Origin of the sequence: Streptacidiphilus sp. MAP12-16 (genome assembly GCF_041262165.1) — a bacterium.
Lineage (GTDB): Bacteria > Actinomycetota > Actinomycetes > Streptomycetales > Streptomycetaceae > Streptacidiphilus.
Window position 1 is genome coordinate 12,185 of sequence record NZ_JBGCBY010000009.1, and the last position, 22,317, is coordinate 34,501.

Annotated in this window: 21 protein-coding genes; 9 read left to right on the forward strand and 12 right to left on the reverse strand. The window is 69.5% G+C overall.

Annotated features, from left to right (window positions below):
* Window positions 1–29: 29 nt before the first annotated feature.
* From ABIA33_RS13695 to ABIA33_RS13715, 5 genes are all read right to left on the reverse strand, one after another.
* Window positions 30–200 carry a DUF5670 family protein gene (locus ABIA33_RS13695; protein WP_370081004.1) on the reverse strand — a complete coding sequence of 57 codons (171 nt, stop codon included), beginning with the start codon at window positions 198–200 and terminating at the stop codon, window positions 30–32.
* Between the two features lie 439 nt (window positions 201–639).
* On the reverse strand, window positions 640–1,467 hold the full coding sequence (locus ABIA33_RS13700; protein ID WP_370081586.1) for a SigB/SigF/SigG family RNA polymerase sigma factor: 828 nt from the start codon (window positions 1,465–1,467) through the stop codon (window positions 640–642).
* A 70-nt stretch (window positions 1,468–1,537) separates the two neighbouring features.
* A complete protein-coding gene (locus ABIA33_RS13705) occupies window positions 1,538–1,963 on the reverse strand; it encodes an STAS domain-containing protein (RefSeq protein ID WP_370081006.1) in 426 nt (141 codons plus the stop codon).
* 359 nt (window positions 1,964–2,322) lie between these two features.
* Complete coding sequence (locus ABIA33_RS13710; RefSeq protein ID WP_370081008.1) at window positions 2,323–2,847, reverse strand: hypothetical protein; 525 nt, start codon at window positions 2,845–2,847, stop codon at window positions 2,323–2,325.
* Between the two features lie 530 nt (window positions 2,848–3,377).
* The gene (locus ABIA33_RS13715) at window positions 3,378–3,560 is read right to left on the reverse strand and encodes a hypothetical protein (protein ID WP_370081010.1); all 183 of its coding nucleotides are present in this window, start codon (window positions 3,558–3,560) and stop codon (window positions 3,378–3,380) included.
* Window positions 3,561–4,108: 548 nt separating this feature from the next.
* On the opposite strand from ABIA33_RS13715, the gene msrA reads away from it, so the two are divergent.
* Window positions 4,109–4,633 (forward strand): peptide-methionine (S)-S-oxide reductase MsrA, encoded by a 525-nt coding sequence (gene msrA, locus ABIA33_RS13720; protein ID WP_370081012.1) that lies wholly within the window; start codon window positions 4,109–4,111, stop codon window positions 4,631–4,633.
* Window positions 4,634–4,695: 62 nt separating this feature from the next.
* On the opposite strand, the gene ABIA33_RS13725 is transcribed toward msrA, so the two are convergent.
* Window positions 4,696–5,583: an SDR family NAD(P)-dependent oxidoreductase gene (locus ABIA33_RS13725; RefSeq protein WP_370081014.1), complete on the reverse strand. Its 888-nt coding sequence runs from the start codon at window positions 5,581–5,583 to the stop codon at window positions 4,696–4,698.
* A 71-nt stretch (window positions 5,584–5,654) separates the two neighbouring features.
* On the opposite strand from ABIA33_RS13725, the gene ABIA33_RS13730 reads away from it, so the two are divergent.
* Entirely contained in the window at window positions 5,655–6,578 is a 924-nt protein-coding gene (locus tag ABIA33_RS13730) for a LysR family transcriptional regulator (protein WP_370081016.1), read from the forward strand.
* A gap of 86 nt (window positions 6,579–6,664) precedes the next feature.
* Window positions 6,665–7,183, forward strand: coding sequence for a hypothetical protein (locus tag ABIA33_RS13735; protein ID WP_370081018.1), 519 nt, complete (start codon window positions 6,665–6,667; stop codon window positions 7,181–7,183).
* Here ABIA33_RS13735 and ABIA33_RS13740 read toward each other — a convergent pair.
* The gene (locus tag ABIA33_RS13740; protein ID WP_370081588.1) at window positions 7,176–8,336 is read right to left on the reverse strand and encodes a glycoside hydrolase family 64 protein; all 1,161 of its coding nucleotides are present in this window, start codon (window positions 8,334–8,336) and stop codon (window positions 7,176–7,178) included. The genes ABIA33_RS13735 and ABIA33_RS13740 overlap by 8 nt on opposite strands.
* Before the next feature lie 473 nt (window positions 8,337–8,809).
* Between ABIA33_RS13740 and ABIA33_RS13745 the strand changes: the two genes are divergently transcribed.
* Both ABIA33_RS13745 and ABIA33_RS13750 read left to right on the forward strand, forming a co-directional pair.
* Window positions 8,810–9,475, forward strand: a complete 666-nt coding sequence (locus ABIA33_RS13745; protein WP_370081020.1) for a class I SAM-dependent methyltransferase — start codon at window positions 8,810–8,812, stop codon at window positions 9,473–9,475.
* Between the two features lie 306 nt (window positions 9,476–9,781).
* Entirely contained in the window at window positions 9,782–10,354 is a 573-nt protein-coding gene (locus tag ABIA33_RS13750; RefSeq protein WP_370081022.1) for a hypothetical protein, read from the forward strand.
* A gap of 128 nt (window positions 10,355–10,482) precedes the next feature.
* Here the strand turns inward: ABIA33_RS13750 and ABIA33_RS13755 are convergent, their stop codons facing one another.
* Window positions 10,483–11,748, reverse strand: a complete 1,266-nt coding sequence (locus ABIA33_RS13755) for an alginate lyase family protein (RefSeq protein WP_370081024.1) — start codon at window positions 11,746–11,748, stop codon at window positions 10,483–10,485.
* 592 nt (window positions 11,749–12,340) lie between these two features.
* Between ABIA33_RS13755 and ABIA33_RS13760 the strand changes: the two genes are divergently transcribed.
* From ABIA33_RS13760 to ABIA33_RS13770, 3 genes are all read left to right on the forward strand, one after another.
* A complete protein-coding gene (locus ABIA33_RS13760) occupies window positions 12,341–13,096 on the forward strand; it encodes a hypothetical protein (RefSeq protein WP_370081026.1) in 756 nt (251 codons plus the stop codon).
* Window positions 13,097–13,162: 66 nt separating this feature from the next.
* The gene (locus ABIA33_RS13765) at window positions 13,163–13,747 is read left to right on the forward strand and encodes a PadR family transcriptional regulator (protein ID WP_370081028.1); all 585 of its coding nucleotides are present in this window, start codon (window positions 13,163–13,165) and stop codon (window positions 13,745–13,747) included.
* A gap of 19 nt (window positions 13,748–13,766) precedes the next feature.
* Complete coding sequence (locus tag ABIA33_RS13770; RefSeq protein ID WP_370081030.1) at window positions 13,767–14,747, forward strand: NADPH:quinone reductase; 981 nt, start codon at window positions 13,767–13,769, stop codon at window positions 14,745–14,747.
* A gap of 375 nt (window positions 14,748–15,122) precedes the next feature.
* On the opposite strand, the gene ABIA33_RS13775 is transcribed toward ABIA33_RS13770, so the two are convergent.
* The 3 genes from ABIA33_RS13775 to ABIA33_RS13785 all read right to left on the reverse strand — a co-directional run bounded on the left by ABIA33_RS13775 (window position 15,123) and on the right by ABIA33_RS13785 (window position 19,382).
* Window positions 15,123–16,517 (reverse strand): PP2C family protein-serine/threonine phosphatase, encoded by a 1,395-nt coding sequence (locus ABIA33_RS13775; RefSeq protein WP_370081032.1) that lies wholly within the window; start codon window positions 16,515–16,517, stop codon window positions 15,123–15,125.
* Window positions 16,518–16,741: 224 nt separating this feature from the next.
* Window positions 16,742–16,972, reverse strand: a complete 231-nt coding sequence (locus ABIA33_RS13780; protein ID WP_370081034.1) for a three-helix bundle dimerization domain-containing protein — start codon at window positions 16,970–16,972, stop codon at window positions 16,742–16,744.
* A 229-nt stretch (window positions 16,973–17,201) separates the two neighbouring features.
* A complete protein-coding gene (locus ABIA33_RS13785; RefSeq protein ID WP_370081036.1) occupies window positions 17,202–19,382 on the reverse strand; it encodes an MMPL family transporter in 2,181 nt (726 codons plus the stop codon).
* A gap of 402 nt (window positions 19,383–19,784) precedes the next feature.
* On the opposite strand from ABIA33_RS13785, the gene ABIA33_RS13790 reads away from it, so the two are divergent.
* Window positions 19,785–20,432, forward strand: a complete 648-nt coding sequence (locus ABIA33_RS13790; RefSeq protein WP_370081038.1) for a TetR/AcrR family transcriptional regulator — start codon at window positions 19,785–19,787, stop codon at window positions 20,430–20,432.
* Window positions 20,433–20,523: 91 nt separating this feature from the next.
* Here ABIA33_RS13790 and ABIA33_RS13795 read toward each other — a convergent pair whose 3' ends face one another.
* On the reverse strand, window positions 20,524–22,140 hold the full coding sequence (locus tag ABIA33_RS13795; RefSeq protein WP_370081590.1) for an MFS transporter: 1,617 nt from the start codon (window positions 22,138–22,140) through the stop codon (window positions 20,524–20,526).
* Window positions 22,141–22,317 lie beyond the last annotated feature (177 nt).

Sequence of the window (22,317 nt, forward strand, 5' to 3'; positions counted from 1 at the left end):
TCGATAGATCAGGCTGGTTCCTGCCGGTGTCAGCGCCGCCGTCTGCCGCTCCGGCGTCCGCCTCTGCTGCGGCCCTGGCGCATGAAGCCGAGGAGCCAGGCGACCAGCAGAACCACCGCGACGAGCCACAGCAGGTGCACGGAGAAGCCGACCCCGAACAGCACCAGGACCAGCAGCAGGAGAAGAATCCAGACGATCATGACCGGGCCTCCACTCGGACACAGGGAGAATCCCTGTATTCCGCGGGGTCCAGGCGAAACGGAACGCGGGCGCGCAGCCCGGACGATCCGGACCGGCATAGCCCTACGCCGTGCTTGTCAGTCAACGCCCGCCACCAGCCTGTGTCAACGAAGCGGGGACAGCAGAGCGTTGGGAGGTCGGAACCGGGACGGCTGATGTCGGATGTGTCTCGACGGGGCTCTCGCGGGGCCCGGTCCGTGGCAGGAGACGGTCCTCCCACCAGGACAGGCCCATGACGATGCCGAGGAGCACGAAGGGAAGCGCTGCGGGGATGATCAGCGCGTACATGAGTACCGCCTGTTGTCGGATGCGTGCGACGCCGGCAGGGCACAGGGCCTTGCCCGAAGTGGGCGCATGGCATGCCCACGAGTGCGATCGTGCTGATCGTGGTGGTGGCCGTCATCGGCGCAGCCCTGCTCGGTCGTCGGTGAGCAGGCCTTCGCGGAGTTGTCCGATGGCGCGGGAGAGCAGGCGGGACACGTGCATCTGGGAGATCCCCAGTTCGGCGCCGATCTGTGACTGGGTCAGGTCGCGGCCGAAACGCAGGGAGAGGACGGCCCGTTCCCGCTCCGGGAGGCCGGCCATGAGCGGCTTCAGGGACTCGTGGTTATCAACGTGCTCCAGAGCACGGTCCTCGTGTCCGAGCCGTTCGTTCATTCGGCCGTGCGCATGGGACTCCCCCTCGGCCGTGTCGAGGGTGCCCGCGGTGTAGGCGTTGCTCGCGCGCAGCCCTTCGATCACCTCGCTGGTGCTGAGACCCAGGTGTCGGGCGAGGTCGGGAGTGGTGGGGACGTGGTCGAGCGTCTGCGTGAGCTCGTCGATGGCCTTGGCCAGAGTGAGGCGCAGTTCCTGCAGGCGGCGCGGGACATGGGCGGCCCAGCTGGTGTCCCTGAAGAACCGTTTGATCTCACCGCTGATGGTGGGCAGGGCGAAGGTGGGGAACTCCACCTGGCGGTCCGGGTCGAACCTGTTGATGGCCTTGATCAGGCCGACGGTCCCGGACTGGACGATGTCCTCCATGGGTTCGCTGCGGCTGCGGAAGCGAGCAGCGACGAATCTCACCAGAGCGAGGTTGAGTTCGACGAGCGTGTTACGGACGTAGGTGTACTCCGGTGACCCTTCGTCCAGAGCGCGTAGCCGGGTGAACAGGACTTTGGACAGGGCGCGGGCATCCGGCGGGGAGCCGCCCGCAGACACCAGCTGCCCTTCGGGCCGAGATCCGCGCAGTGCCGGGGGAAGGGCGTCGGTGGAGGTCACCGTGTCGACCGATCCCTCGTCGTTCGACCGGGAGCGCCCATCACCGACCACCGCCCGAGACCACGGACATCACCGATACGAGTTGCTGGACGCCCGTGTACCGGGTCGAGGGTGGCGGTGAGAGCCTGCTTGCGACCAGGTCGTCCGGGAGCGCCAGGAGCAGGCAGTCCGCGCCGGTGCAGGCGAGGAAGCGCGCCAGCATGGGACTGGGAGATCGAAGGCGGAGGGATCCGCCGAGCATGGCGGTGTGCTGCGAGGCGGTCAGGAAGGCACTCAGGCCGCGGTAGTCGCAGAAGGTGACCGCGGTGAGATCGACGTCGATGGTGCGGATGCCGTCGCGCAGGCACTGCTCCAACGATTCGCTCAACATATGCGCCGAGTCGAGGTCGATCTCTCCGGTCAGGGTGATCGACGCCTGGTTGCTTCTGTCGCGCCGGTAGATGCCGAGTAGCCGCGTGCTGGGCATGTCGCCTCAGTTCAACAGACCGGCCGGGCAGCGACTTTCGCAGATGCCGGAAACGCGGCACCCGCGCGTACGCCCCGGCGGAAGGGTCATGCTTCCGGGATGAGGGCGAACGCCCGATCGACAGCCTGTGTTTCCACGACAGAAGACCCAGCTGGTTCCCCTCGGGATGGACGCGGCGACCGGAGGAATGAACCGCTCCCCGCACGCATCTGAGCCAAGCAGCAGCGCGCCGTCGGGGACTGGGACGTCAACCAGCATAGACCTCGGCCCGGCCCCGTGGGGGTGACCCGAGGTCACCAAAGCACCACCAGTGGCCTCAGAGACCTCAGAGGCCCCTCCCCACCGGCCGGACGCCGGCGTCAGTGCACGCCGCTCGGAGGAAGCGTCGCCACGGCGCGCGCCCCTCCGCCTCTGCGGTGATAGCGGTTGTCATCTGCCGCGGTGTCACCGGTGAGCGCTGCCGTGGCGTGGAGCGCCGCCTCCAGCGCTCCGGGCTCATTGAGAGTGCCTTCGCCGTCGGGGGGAAGCAGCCACTGGATGCCGTGAACACGGTGACCGGGCCGGGGGACGACGATCCACGTACCCCGGCCTGCGAGGCGGCTGCCCGCGCCCACACGGAACGTCATCGCCTGCGGAGGGACAAAAAACCCCACCTGTTCGCGGTCAAAATCGGCCAGGACCGGCCCCGGCTTGCGCGGTCCGTGCAGCAGGGCACCGAGGACCAGCAAGCCCGGCTGGACCGGAAGCATGAACACGTCCCACAAGCGTCCGGCGGGCAGTAGCTCGGTTCCCATTTCGTTGTGGTGCCAGCGCCACGCGCAGGCGACGGGATCAGGCGCTGCCGCCGACAGCCATTCCACGGCTCTCCTGAATCGCTGATTCACGGCACCTCTCCTCCAGGACCCCAAGACTGCGGCATGGGATGACCGTCCGTCATATGCCCCAACGTGAAATCAATGCTAGAGATCCGGGGGTCGAGGGGAAGGGGTGGCGCGACTGGCGAATTGGCGGAACTGGTGCCGGATTTCGCCGTGCCCGGTGCGGGCCACGTCGCCGCCTGCGCCGTCTTCGGTGGCCGGCCGCTCTGGACGGACCTCGGGTCCGGACCGCCTGGAGCAGGACCATGCCGGAGTCGCCGTAGTCGGGGGTGTCGGGGTCGGAGTCGATGCGGGTGACATCGAGGTGGTCGGTATGCGGTTGAAAGACGTCGCGTACCGCATCCCCGTCGACGGGGCAGCCGGGCCGCGCCGAGCGGACGAGCGTGGTGCAGAGCGCGGTGAACTCCTCGACGTCCTCGGTGATCCTCTCGGCCACGAAGTTCATGGACGCGAGAAGCCGCCCGGTTCGGGCGAGGTGTGGGTCAGGACCGCAGCCGCAGCCCCTGGCAAGGGCAACGGCACGGACTCGACGACCGTTAGCCGGCCTCAAGGAATCGGACGGACCAGGCGTAGCCGCCGAGGCTGTCGGACTCGACCTTGCGCACTTCGATCACCTCGCACCCGTCGTGGACGTACTTGCCCGCGAACCTCGCCAGGCGCTGGGCGCCGTCGAGGTCCTCCATCGACAGCGGTGCGCCCACGACCACGTCCTCGTGCACGGTCAGTCCTACTGCTCCGTCGTTCGAGCAGGTTCTGCACTCATGTGTGCTGGGAAGGGCCATACCACCCAGTGTGCACCAGGCCGGCCGGGCCGGCCGACAGCACCGGGCGCCCGCCGCTCTGCCGGTCCCGGCGCGGATGCGTAAGCTTCGGCGTCGTCCTGCCACTGACAGCGCGTGGGGGACTCGCCACGTTGCTGATCGAACGTGGCCCGGCGCAGGCCGGAAGTGCCCGGCGGGATCCTGGCCGAGCCACCTTGGTGACAAACCCTCACCGGCGTGTGTGACACCGAGGGCTCTGCGGGCGACCGCCGGGCCTGGGTGTTGGTTTGGTCAAGCTACCGTGGACATCGGCCGAGACCGCGTGGCTGCGGATCCCGCCGGTATTCCGGCCGAGCCGATCCGCACCCTGTGCTGCACGCGTCGGCCCACGCAGGCGGACGCGTGCAGGGGAGAGCCGTGCTCCCTTCGCATTGACGCGCGTGAGGGATGATCGCCGCGGCTGTGTGTGTTGGCAGTAGTGAGACGGATCTACTAGGAGGACTGAGATGGCGGCGCAGACGCAAAAGGCTGTCCTGGCGGGCGGATGCTTCTGGGGGATGCAGGCACTGATCCGCAGGCAGCCCGGAGTGACCGGGACGCGGGTCGGATACGCGGGTGGCGACGTGCCCAACGCCACCTACCGTAACCACGGCACTCACGCCGAGTCGATCGAGATCACCTTCGACCCGGCCGTCACCGACTTCCGCACCATCCTGGAGTACTTCTTCCAGATCCACGACCCGAGCACGAAGGACCGCCAGGGCAACGACATCGGTCTCAGCTACCGGTCGGCGATCTTCTACCAGGACGACGAGCAGAAGCGGATCGCGGAGGACACGATCGCCGACGTCGACGCCAGCGGCCTCTGGCCCGGCAAAGTCGTCACTGAAGTGTCACCGGCGGGCCCCTTCTGGGAGGCCGAGCCCGAGCACCAGGACTACCTGGAGCACTACCCCAACGGCTACACCTGCCACTTCCTCCGCCCGGGCTGGCGGCTGCCGCGTCGACAGAAGGACACGGCGCAGGGCTAGCGCCGACCACCACGGCAAGTCATGCAAGGCTCCCTGCGCGGTGCGGCGGTGCCGCTGATCGGTCAGGGGGTGAGCAGTTGGTCCTGCTCGGTGGGCGGGGCGCCGTCGTGCCAGGGAACGACCTTGCCCGAGCGCACCAGTTCGCCGTACTGCGTGGGGTCGACCTGCTCGGCGAGCACCAGGTCGAGCACGGCCATCGCGGCCCGGGCCGGGGTCTGGGCACCGCTGTAGTCGCTGAACCAGGGCCGTGAGGCGCGGGTGTCGACCATGCCGGGGCAGACCGAGGCGATCAGGGTGCCGTTGGCCAGGTCGCGGTCGCGGCGCACGGCGGCAACCGCGCGCACGGCGGCGACCTGGGCCACCTTGGAGGGCACATTGAGCCAACGCGGCCAGCCGGCCTCCTCCGCGGTGTTCGAGTGGATGGAGCTGCGCCAGGACTCGACGGCGTACTCCACCTGCTCGAGGGTGGCGCCGTCGAACAGGGGCTGGAGACCAGGCCTGAGGTGGCCGAGAGTGCCCAGGGTGCTGGCGACGACGATCAGCCGACCGCCGGGGCGCAGTACCGGTCCAAAGGAGCGCAGGATGGCGTGGGTGCCGCCGTTGGCGACGTCGATGAACTCGTCGGCCTGTTCCGACTGCGAGCGTCCAGGGGTGAGCAGGGCGACAGCGTTGGAGAGGACGATGTCCACCCCGCCGTGGCGCTCACGTAGGTCCGCCGCGAGTGCGGCGACGGCGTCGGCATCGGAGACGTCGAGCACCCGGCCCTCCACCCGGCTTCGCGTCCGGGGCGCCTGCGCGACCCCGTGCGCGGCGTCGGCGACTCGTTGGGCGTTGCGTCCGGTGAGCAGAACCAGGTCCTCGGCGTCCATCCGTGCCGCCAGCCCCTCGACGAGAGCACGGCCCAGGCCTTGGTTCGCCCCGGTGACCAGGGCGATGCGTGGAACGTTCATGCGGGCCACGCTAGGAACGTTCCAGGCATGAGTCCAACGAAAGTTCCGCACACATGGTATGCGTAGACGTCATGGACTTCACCGAGGTGTCGCTGACCGCACTGCGGGTCCTGCGGGCCGTGGCCGAGCAGGGCAGGTTCACTGCCGCAGCCACCGCGTTGGGCTACACGCAGTCGGCGGTGTCCCGGCAGATCGCCTCGATCGAACGCCTGGCGGGCACACAACTGCTGGAACGGCGCCGCGACGGCGTACGGCTGACCCCGGCGGGACACCTCGTGCTGCGCCGGGCCATGGTCGTGCTGGACGAGATCGACGCCACCGCGCGCGAACTGTCCGGCCTTCCCGCCCAAGCCGGGACCGTGCACGTGGGCTGGTTCCCGAGCGCCGGAGCCGTCCTGCTGCCACGGGCGCTGACCGCCCTGCGCCGCACCGATCCCGCCATCACCGTGGTCACCCGGGAGGGCAGCACCCCGGCGCTGGTGCGCGCGCTGCGCGCAGGCAGTGTGGACCTCGCCCTGCTGGGCTCCGCTCCCCCGTTCCGTCCGCCGGACGCCGAGACGCCCGCGCTCGTCCTGCAGACTCTGACCGAGCGCAGCCTGTCCCTCGCCGTCCCGGTCGGCCATCCGCTCGCCCGCCGGGACTTCGTCGACATCGCCGACCTGCACGGACAGCGCTGGATCGCCGGACCGGCCTCCGGCGAGGACCAGCTGATGGGCGTGTGGCCGGGCCTGGACGAGCGGCCGCAGATCGCTCACACGGCCCGCGACTGGCTGGCCAAACTCCACCTGGTCGCCGCCGGCTTCGGGATCACCACCGTCCCCGAATCACTGGCCCCCGCCGCCCCCGACGGGGTGCGGATCCTGCCGGTACGCGGCGGCCCCCAGGAACAGCGCCGCCTCGTACTGGCACGCCTTCCCGGCCCGCAGGCGGAACCCTGCGGGCGCGTCGCCCAGGCCCTGCGCACAGCGGCCATCGACCTGGACACACCGCACTGAGCCTGCAACCAGTACGCGCTGACCCGCCGCAAGATGATCACTTCCGCTCCGGTCCGAAGGCCGAAGTACCCACCCAAGGAGATCGGATGAACAGCACTCGTCCTCCGCACACCGCAGCGCTGCTGCGCCATTTCGCCGACCTTCGCGACGGCACCCACGGTGAACAGGTCTCACGCCGCGACAAGGAGCACCTGTTCGCCGCAGCCGTCACCCTGCTCGACCCGTACGTCCGCCAGGCCCTCGACGAGATCAACACTCACCTGCTGCTCGGCACCGGCGAGCTGTCGGCCACCGGCTTCCGCCGGGGCGACGGCGTCGACGCCGTATGGGCGCTGGCCTGGCCCGAACAGCGCGCCAGCGCGCTCGAACCGGTCATCGTCCACGCCTTCTACGGTTCCGGGTTCCACCACCCCCACCTCCGGGGCGGCACCGTCGGTGACTGGCCGCTGAACGTCTTCACCGACGAGCAGGCCGCGGCCGAACTGCCCACCCTGCGCGCCATCGCCACGGCCGAGCTGCACAACCTGGTGTTCCAGCGCGACTACCGCATCATTCCCGCCACGATGCGTGACGCGCCGTCGCCCGGGGCGCCGCCGGCTAGTTGAACGGGTCGAGGGTGATGTAGGCCTGCTGCGGGTTGCCGTCGTTGACCAGCGACTCGAAGTTGCCGACGTCGTCGAAGGCGAAGGCGTAGGCCTTGCCGTCGACCATCTGGGCATGGATCTTCCGGGCGTACTGGTTGCTGACCACGTCCTGGTAGAAGTCGGCGGCGTTGGTGTCCGGCTGGTTCGAGTCGGTGAGCAGCGTCGCCCGGTTGTAGCCCGCGCAGAGCGTGCGCGAGATCGGGCCGCGGACCAGGTCGTTCGGTGCGTCCAGGAGCTTGTAGCACCCGAAGATGCTGTCGGAGTCGGGCTTTTGGAACGTGGTGACGACCGAGCCCGCGCTGTTGGTGAAGTTCATGACGTTGCCCGAGACCCGGCCGAAGTACTTGGTGTTCGGCTGATCCGCGAACGGGGTCACCGTCAGCGTGGAACTGCTGTACTTCTGCCAGACCCGGTTGACGTAGTCGTTCATCACGCCGGCGGGGAGGGCCCCGTTCTCGATGCCGTGGCCGGGCGCGAGGGCACGCAGGACCGTGCCGTCCGCGCGGGTCTGGATCAGGTTGGCCCAGCCGCCCGGCTGGCCCCTGAGGGCATTGAAGAACCCGGTGTAGCCGCCGGGCTTGAGGTGCCCCGTGGACTTGGTGGTGCCGTTGGCGAGCTTGACACCGACCGCGTACGGCGCGGAGAACATGTCGACCTGGGTGCTGTTGATCCACAGCCCGGACGGATTGAGCGTGTACTCGGTCCAGTTGAAGAGGATGTTCTCGTTGGGGTCGCTCGGGTTCTGCACCGCAGGCTGGACGAGTCCGCCGGTGGTGAGCTTGAAGACGAGCTTCTGGCCGTACGAGAAGTACACCCGGCCGGAGAACTGGGGCATCCGCAGCGTCAGCGAGTGGCCGTTGGTCGGCCCCACGATGGACGCGTCCGGCGCGGGGATCGGCGGCTGCGCCCCGGCGGGCCAGGCGTGGAACGTGCCGTTGGCGTCGGCCCAGCCCTGCTGGCCGGTGGCGAGCAGAGTCCCGATGTCGTAGACGTAGACCTGGTCGCTGCGGCCCGAGTTGTTGGTGAAGGTCAGCGGGATGGTCGTGGACACGGCGGCATCGGCGCGCGGCGTGACCCCGACCGCACCGGCCGCGGCGATCCCTGCGGCGACCACCGCTGTGGCGATCGCCGGGGCCAGCAGCTTCTTCTTTCTGGCGTGCACGTGCTTCCTCCTGGTCGGGTTGGGTGGAGCCCACGGGTGGAATGTGAGGTACCAACACCGTTGCGGGCATTTCTGAGAGCGCTCTCAGGATTGACCGATGGCCAGGACCTGTCAATGAAATGTGCACGACTATCCGGGACAGGAGGCGATCGGTGACGGATCGTGACCAGCCCTGTCCTGTGCGACCGTTCAGATCCGTCGCCACACCTCCCGCCCCGGCCTTGCCGAGCTCGCGGCCGCCGAGCAGGAGTGCGGCCCGTTCTTCGACTTCCGTCTGCACCTCGAGGTACCGCTGCTGCGGCTGGAGGTCCGGGCCCCTGCCGGTGGCGCCGCCCAGCTGGCTGCGTTCTTCGGAACGCGGTGCGTGCCCGCGGCCGGGGACTCTACGCTGGTTCCGGTCCGGACACCGCGGGAGAGGACGACCGATGCGCAGCGCAGAGCAGGACCTGGCCGAGACCCAGCGTGAGCACTGGCAGGCCACCTATGACGCGCATCCGGGCATGTACGGCGACCAGCCCTCCGCCCCGGCGCTGTACGCCGCCGAGGCGTTCCGGGCAGCCGGGGCGAACAACCTGCTGGAACTGGGCGCGGGTCATGGCCGCGACGCGCTGTTCTTCGCGCGCACCGGGTTCCGGGTCCAGGCCACCGACTTCAGCCCCACCGGGCTGGGGCAACTCCGCACGTCCGCCGAGTCCGCCGGCCTGGCCGGGCAGGTCACCACCTCCGTCCACGATGTCCGCACCCCGCTGCCCCTTGCGGACGAGTCCGTGGACGGGGTCTTCGCCCACATGCTGCTCTGCATGGCTCTGACCACCGAGGAGATCCAGGCACTGGTCGCCGACATCCGCCGCGTCCTGAGACCGGGCGGCACCCTCGTCTATACCGTCCGCAACACCACCGACGCCCACTACGGCACCGGAACCGCCCACGGCGACGACATCTACGAGCGGGGCGGCTTCGCCGTCCACTTCTTCCCCCGGTACCTGGTCGAGGCGCTCGCAGCAGACTGGGACCTGGCCGAGGTCCATCCCTTCACGGAGGGCGACCTGCCCCGCCGCTTGTGGCGGGTCACCCAGACTCTGCCCCGCTGAGCCCCGCTGAGCCCCACTGAGCCCTGCGGGGACACCGGGCGGACAGCCGGTCAGCCGCTGTCAGGTCGCGTCGTGCAGGGTGAGTCGGTTGCGCCCCCCATCGGCCACCGTTCGAGTCCTGCCCCGTGGGTTCCCCCCGCAGTGCGTACATGCCCGGGGACTCGACGCATGCACCCGGGCCGGCCATCGAGACCCATGCCTCCGCTGCGGAAGCGCACAGGAACCCGCACGTGTGCCGGGGAACCCTGACACCGGGGCCCGCGTCCAAACCGCGCGCCCCAAGGACGCTCCGATCCAGGAGATGCGATGAACAGCCACCGCACGCTCGCCGCCGCTCTGATCACGGTCTGCACCCTGGCCGGTGCCTCGGCTTGTAGTTCCGCCAAGCGTGTTCCGGCGTCTGCGGCCGGCGGCACGGCGACATCCGGGCCCGCCACACCCTCGACGCCCGGGCCTGTGGCGTCCTCCACGGGTGCTTCGCCCACACCGGCCGGCACGACCAGCCTCGTACCCGCTTCACCCACGCCCGGTTCGGGAGGCGTCTCTGCGATCCCGACGCGCTCCTGCCTGTCCGGCGCGGTGCGCGTGCGCTACCCGGGCGCGGACAATCCCCTGCGGGCGGTCTGCGTCCATATCGGCACGCAGATCACCGTCACCCTCAATGCCGTGCCCTCCTACACGTGGTCACCAGTCGTCAGCTCGAATCCGGGCGTGGTGCGGATGCTGGGCAACCACGCGGCGGACGGAGGAACTCTGGTCGAGGTCGCGCGCGCCGAGACACCGGGCACCACCACGCTCACGGCCGCGGACACCTTCACCCCCGATCCACACGGGCCGCCCACGCGGCTGTGGCAGCTCGTAGTCCAGGTGGTGCCGTAAAGGCCGCTGCGCCGGCTCCGCGGGCCGAGACTGGCGCCGGTGAACGAGGACATGGAACGCGGTGCCACCACGTCCCTTCTTGGTCCGGCCGGCAGCCGGACCAAGAAGGGACGGTTTCAGTCACACGCTCAGTTGGGGTTGTCGGCGTGGGTCAGCGTCTCCCAGGCGACGAAGAGGTCATCGGTGCCCTGAGGACGCTGGCTCTCGGTCAGGGTCTGGGTGTTGGTCATGGCGATGCCCTCGCGGAAGTGGAGCTCGTTGAAGCCGACCTCGGTGACCGGGCCCAGGCCGAGGTTGAGCTTGCCGCCGCAGAGCCAGGACGGAACCGCCGCGCCCAGTTGGTACTTCGCCTGGAATCCCAGCGCCTGCTGCAGGCGTGGGCCGATCTGCGGGTAGAGCGAGACGCCCTGGATCCGGGAGGTCTCGGCGACCTCCGAGATCGCGGCGATGCCGTAGCCGGTGTGGGTGAAGTCCCGGCAGGTCTCCTGGGTCAGGCCGGAGACGAAGGTGGACTGGCCCTGCCAGTACTTGATGATCTGCGACGAGGTGGTCAGGCCGCTGCCGGGAACCGTCTTGGGCAGCGCTCCGTCCGAGGACAGGTAGATGTAGGCCTGGACCCGGTTGAGGTAGCGGGCGACCGCCGAGTCGTAGTCGGTCTTGTCGTTGAGGAAGACGGAGATGCCGACGGCGGCCTCCATCATGCTCAGTTCCCAGTTGCCGTTGCTGTTTGAGCCGTTGATGACCTCGGGGAGGTACACGGTGCGCAACATGGTGGCGAAGCGGTTGACGTTGGGCCAGCTGGTGTAGGTGTAGCGGATGATCTCCGCGGCTCGGGGCCACACCGAACCGGCCCAACCGGTCTGCAAAGGAGCGTTGCTGTTGGTGTGCGAGGTGATCACGGCGGACCAGGCGTCCATGATGGTGATGGACTCCTTCGCATAGGCCGCGTTTCCGGTGAGATACCAGGCCAGGGCGTCGGTGTAGGCGGCGATGGCGTCCTGGCGCTCGTCGGTGCACCCGTAGTTGGGGTTGGAGTACGATCCGCACTCCACCACGGCGCGTGGCTTGGGTATGCGCGACAGGGATGCGTAACTGCTGGCCATCATCTGGGTGTTGGCGCTCTTCCACGGCTCAGCCCCAGCGTTGACCTGGGATTTGACGTAGTCCAGCTCGGAGCGGCTGACCAGCACGCCGGGGTGGACGAACGTGGCCGGGGCGGCAACGGACGCGGGTAGCCTCGCCGTGGATAACGCTGCCTTGGTGACCGGCGTCGATGTGGACGCCGATGCCGCTGTGGTGATGACGCCGGCGACCAGCGCTGCCACGAGGGCGGCGATGGCCACGACGATGCCTTTTCGCGTGCGGGGGGCGCGTCGAGGTCGATGGAATCGCATGGGGGTAGGCCTTCCGGTAGCGGGCCGCCGAATCGAGTCGTTCACATATGAGAACAGAAAACCTGAACATGAACGCCGGGCTTGCGCTGAAGATAGGTCCAGACCAATGGAGAGTCAAGCCTCCCCGAGCCCGTAGTGTCATCCCGGATCGGGAGTCCTGCCCGGGCAGTGGCCGACGCGCGTGCATGCTGGAAGCGAAATGACCGTCGAGAGCCTGAGAACAGCCGCGCAGGAGTCCTCTGCGACGTGCTGCTCACAGGGATCACGCCAGGGCCCGCAGAGGGGCCTCGACCTGACGGTCCGTCGATCCGGATGGAGATGGTTGCGACCAGTGAGTCGATCCCAACGGCGTAGAGAGATCGGGGCACTTGTGCTGGCGGTCGGCATGGCCGCCACCTCCGCCTGCTCGGGCGCTCGGGCCAGGCCGACTGCTCCCACAGGTGCGGCTCAATCCAAACCGACTGCTCCCACACGTGGGGCTCAGTCCCGGCCGAATCCTCCCCAAGGTGACGGCCGGCCGGGCCTGACCGTCATCGGGAAGACCGTCTACATCGGCTGGAGCAGCTCCAACGGCACGAGGAATGCCGAGGCGTTGAACCTGGGGTGGACCACCGACGGCGGGCAGACCATCACCAGGGTCACCGGCGGCGAGACCACGCTGCCCGGCGAGGGCCCCGCGCTCGACAGCGACGGCCGTGGAGTGTTCGTGGCCTGGACCAACAGCACATACACCCTCACCATCGCCTACTACGACGGCACAGCACTGACCTGCAAGACCAGGCTCTCGGGTGTGATCAGCCCACACTCGCCCGCGCTGGCCAACGACGGCTCCGGAACCCGCTACGTGGCGTGGGCGGATGGCACCGGACATCTGAACTTCGCCAAGGTCAACAGCGCCAACTGCCGCTCCCCCGGCACTATTACGCTGACCCGAAGGAACAGGCTGCCCAACACGACCGTCGCCGGCCCCGCGCTGGTCAACGACAGCACCAGCGCCGGACTGGGCATCGTCGTGGCCTGGGCCGGCACCGACAGCGCACACACTCTCAACGTCGCCAGTTACGTCGACAGTGCGACGCTGGCGCACAAGGTGTCGGTCGCCCCCAACCCCCCGGCCGCGTCCGCGAGCGCACCCGGGCTGGCCTCGGCCTCATCCGACCTGTACCTCGGCTTCCGGGGAACCGACGGCAAGGTGTACACCGCCTACTCGGAAGGCTGCATCCCCAGCTGCTTCTCCGCAGGTACGGACGGCACCCTGGCCGGCTCCCCGGTGGGCATGACCGGCGGCCAGCACACCTGGCTCTCGTACTTCGACAGCGGCGGCAGGCTCGTCCTCAAGAGCTTCTAGTAGCTCATCTCTCGGACTCCTCACATCGATTCGAGGTATCTCGATTCGATGTGAGACCATGGCAGCATGCTCGAACTCGCCATACTCGGCTTCCTCGCCGATGGCCCGCTGCACGGCTACGAACTGCGCCGCCGCGTCGCCCAGCTGTCCGGCCACACCAGGCCGGTCAGCGACGGCAGCCTCTACCCGGCGATCACCCGCATGCTCAAACGGGGCCTGCTGAACCGGCGCGTCGAACCGGGCGCCGCGGCCGCCCAGCGGTACGTCATGAGCCTGACCGACACCGGCCGCACCGAGCTGCTGGAGCGCCTGCGGCAACCCGCCGACCACGAGATCACCGACAACACCCGGTTCTTCACGATCCTGGCGTTCCTCTTCCTGCTCCCCGACATCGCCGACCGGCACGCGGTGCTGCGCCGACGCCTGGAGTTCCTCGAAGAGCCGGCGAGCTTCTTCTACGACGGCGAGCGCCCGCTGCGCGCCGAGGAGGTCGCCGACCCGTACCGGCGCGGCATGCTCCTGATCGCCCGCGCCACCGGCCGGGCCGAACGAGCGTGGCTGCACGAGGTTCTCGACGGCGCTGACCAGGCCGATCCTGGTTGCGCGCACACGGCAAACGACGCGGTCGCGCTCGACGAGCGCACCGGCTGAGAGACTACGGAGGTTGCACATGCTTGCGTCCTGGTACGACCGACAGGGTCCGGCCGCCGAGGTGCTCCAGGTGGGCGAGCTCCCCGATCCGCAGCCCGGCCCGGGCGAGGTCCGCGTGCGCGTGCGCGTGTCGGGCGTGAACCCCGGCGACACCAAGAAGCGCCGCGGCTGGCTCGGCTCGACGATGCCGTTTCCCCGGGTGATCCCGCACAGCGACGCGGCCGGTGTTGTCGACGCCGTCGGCGACGGCGTCGACAACAGCCGCGTCGGACAGCGGGTATGGGTGCACGGCGCGCAGTCCTACCGGCCGTTCGGGACTGCCGCCCAGTACACGGTCGTCCCCGAGCAGCTGGCTGTGGCCCTGCCCGACCACCTCAGCGACGACCTCGGGGCGAGCCTGGGCATCCCCGGGATCACCGCCCACCGGTCCGTGTTCGGCGACGGCCCCGTGGACGGCCGGATCGTCCTCGTGCAGGGCGTGCTCGGCGCCGTCGGATCGATGGCGGCCCAGCTGGCCCGCTGGGGCGGCGCGACCGTCATCGGCACCGTGACGCGCAGCGGCGATCTGGACCGCCTGGACCCGTCCGTGGTGTCCCACGCCGTCGCCCTCGACCAGGACGACCCGGCGAAGGAGATCCGCGCCCACGCACCGCAGGGCGTGCACCGCATCATCGAAGTGGCCATGTCCGACAACGCGGATCTCGACGCCGCGGTCGTCGCCACCGACGCCGTCATCGCTGCCTACGCCACCCGATCCGACCGGCCCGAACTGCCGTTCTGGCCGCTGCTGTTCGCCAACGTGACGCTGCGCCTGCTCGGCAGCGACGACTTCCCGGTCGAGGCGAAGCGGCAAGCCGCTCGCGATCTCACCGCCGCCGCTGCTGTCGGCGCCCTGACGGCAGACGTGGGAGACCGCTACCCACTCGAGGAAATCGCCAAGGCGCACGAGCGCGTCGACGCCGGCGGTCGCGGCCGCGTCCTGGTCACCATCGCCGATTGACGGACCTTGACGTACGCGGACGCCTATGCCGGGCTGTCGGCCCGTCTGGTTCGCCAGGCGCCCGCTCCGAGGTCAACCATCCGCCTCGGAGCGAGCAGCCTTCACGAAGACCCCGGCGGAGTTCTGGTGCTCTCCACCGGGGTCCTCCGTGTCTCCCCATCCGACTCCGCCGGTTCGCACTCCAGCGGGTGTGCCGCCGCGACTGCGCCGGCACATGGCATCCTCCCGCTCGGTCTTGACGGCGTCGAGCCGAACGCATCGAGCGCCGGAGCGAGGGCACTCGCCGCGCGCCCGGATCCGGACGCGAACGCCGGAATGCACGGTCCACCAACCGTGCGATGCCGTGGTCCACAGGCGAGGCTGGTGGCGGCGCGCTCAGTCCTTCAGGCGCGCGGCGAGTAGCGCGATGTCGTCCTCGGGCGTCGTCGGCTTGACCGCGGCCAGGACGTTGTCGAGCAACTGGTCGAGGCTCGTGGACGGTTGCGGACGTCCGAGGCGGGTCAGCCTGGCGAGTGACACGTCGATGTCCTCGGTGCGCCGCTCGATCAGGCCGTCGGTGTAGAGCAGGAGCACCTGACCGGGGTGCAGGGGGTGGACCACCGCTCGGTAGTCTCCCAGACCGGTGCCCAGCGGCGGGCCGGTGGGCACGTCGATCAGATCCGCCGGGCGGTCCGGCGATATCAGTGTGGGGGGCAGGTGGCCGGCGCTGGCGAAGGTGCAGCGGCGGCGCGCTGGTTCGACCAGGGCGAGCAGGCAGGTGGCGGGGCGGGTGGCGTCACCCTGGGAGGTCAGCCGGTCCAGCTGTCGCAGGATGCGGTGCGGTGGGAGGTCGGTCGCGGCGACATAGCGGAGCAGCGTGCGGTAGGAGTTCATGTCGACGGCCGCTTCCACGCCGTGTCCCATGACGTCTCCGATGACCAGCAGTGTGCGGCCGAAGGACAGTCGTATGGTCTCGAACCAGTCGCCTCCGACCATCGCCGATGTTCCGCAGGGGAGGTAGCGGGAGGCCAGCTCCAGGTTCGCGTGCGGACTTCCCGGTTCGGCCAGCAGGGCGCGCTGCAACTCCATGGTGAGGTCCTGGGCAAGGGCGAAGCGCCGTGCGTTGTCGATGCTGGTCGCTGCTCGGTCGGCGATGGCCTGGATCATGGCTGTGTCGTGGTCGAAGGGCGCGGAGTTCGCGGTCCTGAGCAGCGAGAGGACGCCGATGAGCTGGCCTCTGGCCTGCAGCGGGACCCTGAGCACCGAGACTGCGCCCGCGTCTTCGCCCGCACTGCCGCCGATCTCGCAGGCCCAGTCCTCGCAGGCCCACTCCTCGGCGGCCCTGTCGCCGTTCCCGCCGGACAGCTGGTCGCCGATGAACGCGTGCCCGGTTTCCAGGCACCGCACGGTGGGGCACCCTTGTCGATGGCGGACCCACTGGCCGGGAGGCGCGAGGCCGTCGAGGCGGTGCCGCAGTACCGGCACCGCCTGCAGGGCGGTTCGCCGTGCCCTGAGTGGACCTCCGCCGAAGGTGCGGCCCGCCGGGACGGACTCGGGCGGCAGGATCTCCACGCTCGCCAGTTCCGCGAACCTGGGCACGGCGAACCGCGCCAGTTCCGCACTCGTTCCCTCCACGTCCAGAGTGCTGCCGATCCCCTCCGACGCCTCGTTGAGCAGGGCGAGCCTGTCCCGATCGGCCAGCAGGTCGCGCAGGGCGACCGCGTTGACGGAAGCCGATACGGCCTCTGCGTCACCCGCGATCGGGCCGGTACCGAGGTCCTCGGAACGCACCGTCGCCTCCCCCACCGGATCTCCGCCACGGCCCAGAGCCATCATCGGACCCTTCAGTCCCATGCACACCCCGGCAGCCCCTGCGGCAGCCGACAATTCGAAATCCTATGCGGCCGCACGGGCATCGTGGTCACCGACCCGTGAATCGGCCCCGCGACGCGCACGCCCTTCCAGGTCAGCCCGGCTACCCGGGCTCGCGGGCGGCGATCTCGCACTGGCTCAGGTCACGGCGAGGGATGCCCGTTCACCGGGATCAGCTCGGTGTCCAGAGCCGCACGGGCGCGTCGTTCGACCAGGACGGGCACGAAGTCGCGGATGCGGGTGTCCTGGAAGTGATCCAGTGCGGCTGCGACGGCGGCCTCGACCCGTTCCGGCGCGTGCCGGTCCTGGTAGGCGGCCTTGAGCCGGTCGGCGATGTGTCGGACGGCCTCGTCTTCATGTAGGTCGAGGGACATGGGGGTCCTCCCCGGGAGGGCGGGTCAGGTGCAGATCGGCGTCGCCGCCGACGCGGAGGTGCACGATCTCTTGTGCCCCCGTGTCCAGGGTGTCGCCGATCCCGCAGCTCGCTGGGGCGCTGATGAGGCAGCCGTCATACGGCCATCTTGAACCCGTGACCGGGCGACGGCTACCCCGCGCCCCGGAGCTGGGGCGGGAGGCGGTGCCCGCCCCTCCGCCCCAGGATTCTCACCCTCCGGTCGGCACGGGGTCCGCGGAGGCGCGGTCTTCGTCGGCCGCCGGCAGCAGCGACGCGGGCGGCGGCGGAACCCGGAGGAGTCGGGCCAGTCCTTCCGGGAGCCACCAGTTCCAGCGCCCCATGATCACCACAAGTGCGGGTACCAACAGGGTGCGCACGACCACCGCGTCGATGAAGATCCCGACACCGAGCCCACTCGCGATCATCTCGACCACGACGTCCGGGGCGCTGCTGAGCGAGGCGAAGGAGATGGTCAGGATCACAGCGGCGCAGGTCACCAGTCGGCCGGTGCGGGCCAGGGCGCCGACGACGGCGTCACGGGTCGAGCCGGTCCGGTCGTACTCCTCGCGCATGCGGGCGAGGATGAACACCTCGTAGTCCATCGAGAGTCCAAAGAGGAACGCGAAGGACACGATGGGCACCCAGTTGCGGATCGATCCGGTCGCCGGCACGCCGAAGATCAGGTCCGAGCCGTAGCCGTGCTGCCAGAAGAGCACGAGGAAGCCGAAGGAGGCGCCGAGCGAGACCAGGTTGACCAGAACGGCCTTGACGGCGAGGAAGAGGGAGCGGAACTCCCGGGTGAGCAGCAGGAAGGTGAGCAGCGCGATTGCCGTGAGCATCAGCGGGAAGTTCCCGTACACAGTGCTGTTGAAGTCGACGTTCTGCGCGGTGTTGCCGCCGACCTGGACGCCGCCGGGGACGCCCGCCAGGGCCGTGCGCAGGCGGGTGACGGTCGCGGTGCCCGCCGAGGTGTTGCCCTCGTCGGTCGGGATCACGCTCAGCAGGGAGTCGTTGCCCTGACGGAACGACGGCGCCGCGGGCGCGAGCACCGTGTAGACGCCAGGTGTGGACTCGGCGATGGCAGTCGCCTGGTCGGCGACGGCTGGTCCGCCGTGGGTGAGCACCTGGATCGGGAAGACGACAGCGCTCGGTACTCCCCCGCTCTCCAGGGCGTGCAGGGCCAGTGCGGGGCCTCCGCTTCCGCCGAGCGAATTCGCGCGTGGCTGCCCGGTGTTCATGGTGAGCGCCGGGGCGGCGAGGCCGAGCACGACCACCAGCCCGAAGACGCCCGCGATCCAGCGGCGCCGCACGATCAGCTTCGCCCAGCGCTCCCAGCCGCGGCTGAACGTCGTGGAACCCGACCGGAACCGGCGCTTGTCCAGTGCAGGCCCCCACGCAGCGAGGATCACCGGGAGCAGGGTGACCGCGGACAGCATCGCGACCAGCGGGATCAGCATGCCGCCGAGGCCGATGCTGCGCAGGAACGGTACCGGCAGCAGCACCAGCGAGAGCAGCCCGACCGCGACGGTCAGCCCGCTCAGGACCACGGCGCGTCCTGCGGTCGGTGCCGCCGCGAGGATCGCCTCCTCGTTGGACCGGCCGGATTCGCGTTCCTCACGCCACCGCGTGACCAGCAGCAGTGAGTAGTCGACGGCGATCCCGAGCCCCATCACGGCGATGAGGTACTCGACCAGGAAGCTGACGTCGGTCAGCTGCGTGAGTCCGAGCACGAGCAGGAAGGTGGTGAGGATGGCGGGCACGGCGATCAGCAGCGGCACGATCGCGAGGGCCGAGCCGTAGACGAAGGCCAGCACGGCCAGCGCGCCGACGCCGCCGATCAGCGTTTCGACGAGCACACTCGGCCCACCGCCGCTGGAACCGCCGACCGACTGGATCTGCTCGAAGCCGGTGAGCGACACCTGGGCGCCGGCGGGGGCGGCCGCTCGCAGCGCGGGCTCGATGCGATCCATCACACCTTGACCGGCCGGAATGTCGGGGTTGGGCATGTCGAGCAGCGCCCAGGTGGTGGTCCCGTCCGCCGAGATCAGCTTGGGGTTGTGCGTGTTCGCATAGTCGGCGACGGCCAGATGTCCAGCCTGCGGCGCGGCGGCGAATGTCCTGGCCGCGGTGGCCTGGCCGGCTGCGGTGTTCATGCTCTCACCGGCCGGGAGCTTCAGAACGGCGATCGTGGGCTGCTCGTTGCCGTCGATGCCGAAGGTCTTCAGCAGCTGCAGGTTGGTGTCGTAGCCGGCCGTGCCGGGGGTCGCGAAGGAGTGCGTCAACCGGTTGGTGGCGGACGAGACGGTGAGTGCGCCGACAACCGTCAGCACGAGCCACGCGAGTACGACAAGGCGCCGGTGGCGCAGGCAGAAGCGGGTGACTGTGCTCATGGCCGGAGCCCTCCCAGCGACGCGCTGTGGTGCTCGGAGAGTGGTTGGACGTCTGTCACAACTGGCCCTTCTGCGTGGGCGCTGCGCTGTGGCGGGCGCAGCAGGGTGGTCCGCGGTCGGGGCTCAGTGTGGGTGGCGGTTCCTTTCAGCGAGCTTTCAGCGCCATCAACACCCTTGGCTCGCCCACCTGATGGCGACCGCGTTCGACGTGCGCCCTGGTTCCGGGGCGTCAGGACGTGGTCGGGAACGCGTCGGTGGCGCCGAAGGTGGGCGACACTCCCCCAGGGCTGGCGCGGAGCACCCGCTCCTCAGTGAGAGCCTGCTCTCATGAGAGTATTCTGCCGCGCACGGCATCGTGCAAGTCGCCCCTCATTATCATGGCTGGCTTGCTATTCTTGTCGCATGCAGAACGGCGAATCGATGACACCGCAGAGTACGACCGGCCGCGCCAACCAGAAGCTGCGCACGCGCAATGCGATTGTGCAGGCTGCGGCCGAGCTGATCCGCACAGGCGGCGAGGTGACCATGCTCGAGGTCGCCAAGGCCGCCCTGGTGTCCGAAGCAACGGCGTACCGGTACTTCCCCGACCTGGCCAGCCTGCTGCAGGTGGCCCTGGCCGGACAGATGCCCACTCCCGCCGAAGCGCTCGAGGCCGTCGCCGACTCACGCGATCCGGTGGAGCGCATCGCCGCTGCGACCGCGCACCTGATGCGCACCGTCCTGGCCTTTCAGGGCGCGACCCGCGCCATGATCGCGGCCACCATCACCCGGCCCGCAAACGCCGCCGCCCGTCCGGGCCTGCGCTTCGGGTTGATCGACCACGCGCTGGCTCCCCTGGACGACACCCTCGGAGCCTCTGACCCCGCCGCACTGGCCCAGCTCAAACGCGACCTCGGCGTCGTCGTCAGCGCCGAAGCTCTCTTCTGCCTGACCGACCTGTACCAACTCGACCCCGAGGACGCCATCGCCAGCGCCGTGCACACGGCGACGACCCTCACCAGGGCTGCCCTGCACTCGTCGAACAACCCCCCGACACCGGCAAGCCGATGACGGAGGTGCGCCTGTAGGAGGAGCGGGCCGCTCGAACTCACGGATCCGGCTCGTACGCGTTGTCGAAATGGAGGCGATCGCGGTATCGCCACTACGGCTCCGCCGAGCCGGGCTGGGTCCGGGGGATCCGCTGGGTGAAGAACATCGCGAGGACCGCCGCGAGGGCGAGGATGGCCAGTGCCGCACGCAAGCCGTCGAGCCTGGCTGCGCTGTTCGCGTCGAGCGCCGCCTGGGACACCTGCGCGCTGGTGCCCGCCTTGTCGAGGGCGGCCTTGAGTTGCGCGTCCGACAGAAAAGGTGCACCGCTTGCGAGTTGGACGCTCGCCTGGCTTTTGACCTCGGCCGGGACCGCCGGATTCTGCTCGATGCCGGTCAGGAACGATGTCGTCAGCGTGGCGATCAGGATCGACCCCGCGAGCGCCGTGCCGATCGAAGCGCCCAGGTTGGTGACGGCGTTCTGGATACCACCGACCTCCGCGCTCTGCTCGTCCGGCACCGCGGACACGGTGACCGACCCGAGCTGGGACGCCAGCGAGCCCATCCCCAGCCCGATCAGCAGCAGAGGGATGATCACGATTTCCGCACCCGCTCCCGCGTCGAGCGCGCCCAACAGGACCAGCGCTCCCGCGAGCATCGAGAGGATCCCGACCCGCACCACCCGCCTCGGCGAGACAGCCGGCAGCAGACGCGGAATCAGGATCGCGGCAGCCAGCAGGGCCAACGAGAGCGGCAGGATGCGTGCACCGGTCGCCAGCGCGGACAGGCCGAGTACGACCGCCAGGTAGAGCGGTACGACGAAGAACACACCCATCTGCACCAGATACTGGAAGAAGAACATCGTCAGGCCGCCGGTGAACTGCCGGTTCCGCAGGAGCGCCGGATCGACTAGTGGCTCCCTGCGCTGCTCCACGAGGCGGGCCTCCCAGCGCAGGAAGAGCCAGATCAGGAACAGGCCCGCCAGTATCAGCCACACGACCAGCGAGATCCCGAGCCAGGCGGGCGCGTCGGGCTTCGGCCGGAACCAGCCCCACCTGTCCGAGCGGAGTACGCCGAAGACGAAGACGCCCAGCCCGAGGGCGGAGAGCACGACTCCGACGAGATCGAGGCGGGCCCGTCCGTCAGTCGGGGCGTCCGCGATGCGCCGTGCGAGCAGCATGATGGCGAGCACCATCGCGACCTCAGCGGCGAAGACCCAGCGCCAGGAGAAGAACGTCGTCGCGATGCCCCCTGCGAGCGGCCCGACCGCGATCGCCACCGCCCCTGCGGCAGCGACCAGTCCGTAGGCGGCGGGTCTGCGTTCCACCGCGAAGTTGCCGGCGACCAGCGCCACGATCGCGGGCAGGATGAGCGCCGCCCCGACCCCCTCGAGGAACGACCAGCCGAGCAGGAGCACGGGCAGGTTCGGGGCGAGCGCCGTCGTCAGGGACCCACAGCCGTAGATGCCGCAGCCGATCACGAACGCTCGCCTGCGTCCCAGGAGCGCTCCGACCTTGCCACCGGGAATCACGAGCATCGCCATCACGAGCGTGTAGGCCGTGATGGCGCCCTGGATTCCGGAAACCGTCGTGCCCACGTCGTCGGCCACCGTGGCGATCGAGACGTTCATGACGGAACTGTCGAGCGCCATCAGGAACTGCGCAGCCGCAAGCGTCAGCAGGACGAGGCGCGTCGCTGCTGAAGTCTCAGGAGCACCCGCCCTGGCTGTCATGGGCGTATCGTCCCAGCAACCCACGGAGGCGGAACGACGACGCACCACGAAGATCAGCCAGTTGGCGGCAGCCATCAACCCAGGCTGCGTCGTCCCGACGACACCGTTGCCCGCGGCTGGTGCACATTTACTTCCCTGCGGCTGTCCGGATCGGTGTCCTCCGATCGTCAGTAGGGT

Excerpts from the sequence above, each read along its gene's own strand:
- ABIA33_RS13695 (WP_370081004.1), bottom strand. The coding sequence starts at position 200 with ATGATCGTCTGGATTCTTCTCCTGCTGCTGGTCCTGGTGCTGTTCGGG.
- ABIA33_RS13705 (WP_370081006.1), bottom strand. The coding sequence starts at position 1,963 with ATGCCCAGCACGCGGCTACTCGGCATCTACCGGCGCGACAGAAGCAAC.
- msrA (WP_370081012.1), top strand. The coding sequence starts at position 4,109 with ATGGCGGCGCAGACGCAAAAGGCTGTCCTGGCGGGCGGATGCTTCTGG.
- ABIA33_RS13725 (WP_370081014.1), bottom strand. The coding sequence starts at position 5,583 with ATGAACGTTCCACGCATCGCCCTGGTCACCGGGGCGAACCAAGGCCTG.
- ABIA33_RS13730 (WP_370081016.1), top strand. The coding sequence starts at position 5,655 with ATGGACTTCACCGAGGTGTCGCTGACCGCACTGCGGGTCCTGCGGGCC.
- ABIA33_RS13735 (WP_370081018.1), top strand. The coding sequence starts at position 6,665 with ATGAACAGCACTCGTCCTCCGCACACCGCAGCGCTGCTGCGCCATTTC.
- ABIA33_RS13745 (WP_370081020.1), top strand. The coding sequence starts at position 8,810 with ATGCGCAGCGCAGAGCAGGACCTGGCCGAGACCCAGCGTGAGCACTGG.
- ABIA33_RS13750 (WP_370081022.1), top strand. The coding sequence starts at position 9,782 with ATGAACAGCCACCGCACGCTCGCCGCCGCTCTGATCACGGTCTGCACC.
- ABIA33_RS13755 (WP_370081024.1), bottom strand. The coding sequence starts at position 11,748 with ATGCGATTCCATCGACCTCGACGCGCCCCCCGCACGCGAAAAGGCATC.
- ABIA33_RS13765 (WP_370081028.1), top strand. The coding sequence starts at position 13,163 with ATGCTCGAACTCGCCATACTCGGCTTCCTCGCCGATGGCCCGCTGCAC.
- ABIA33_RS13770 (WP_370081030.1), top strand. The coding sequence starts at position 13,767 with ATGCTTGCGTCCTGGTACGACCGACAGGGTCCGGCCGCCGAGGTGCTC.
- ABIA33_RS13780 (WP_370081034.1), bottom strand. The coding sequence starts at position 16,972 with ATGTCCCTCGACCTACATGAAGACGAGGCCGTCCGACACATCGCCGAC.
- ABIA33_RS13785 (WP_370081036.1), bottom strand. The coding sequence starts at position 19,382 with ATGAGCACAGTCACCCGCTTCTGCCTGCGCCACCGGCGCCTTGTCGTA.
- ABIA33_RS13790 (WP_370081038.1), top strand. The coding sequence starts at position 19,785 with ATGCAGAACGGCGAATCGATGACACCGCAGAGTACGACCGGCCGCGCC.
- ABIA33_RS13795 (WP_370081590.1), bottom strand. The coding sequence starts at position 22,140 with ATGACAGCCAGGGCGGGTGCTCCTGAGACTTCAGCAGCGACGCGCCTC.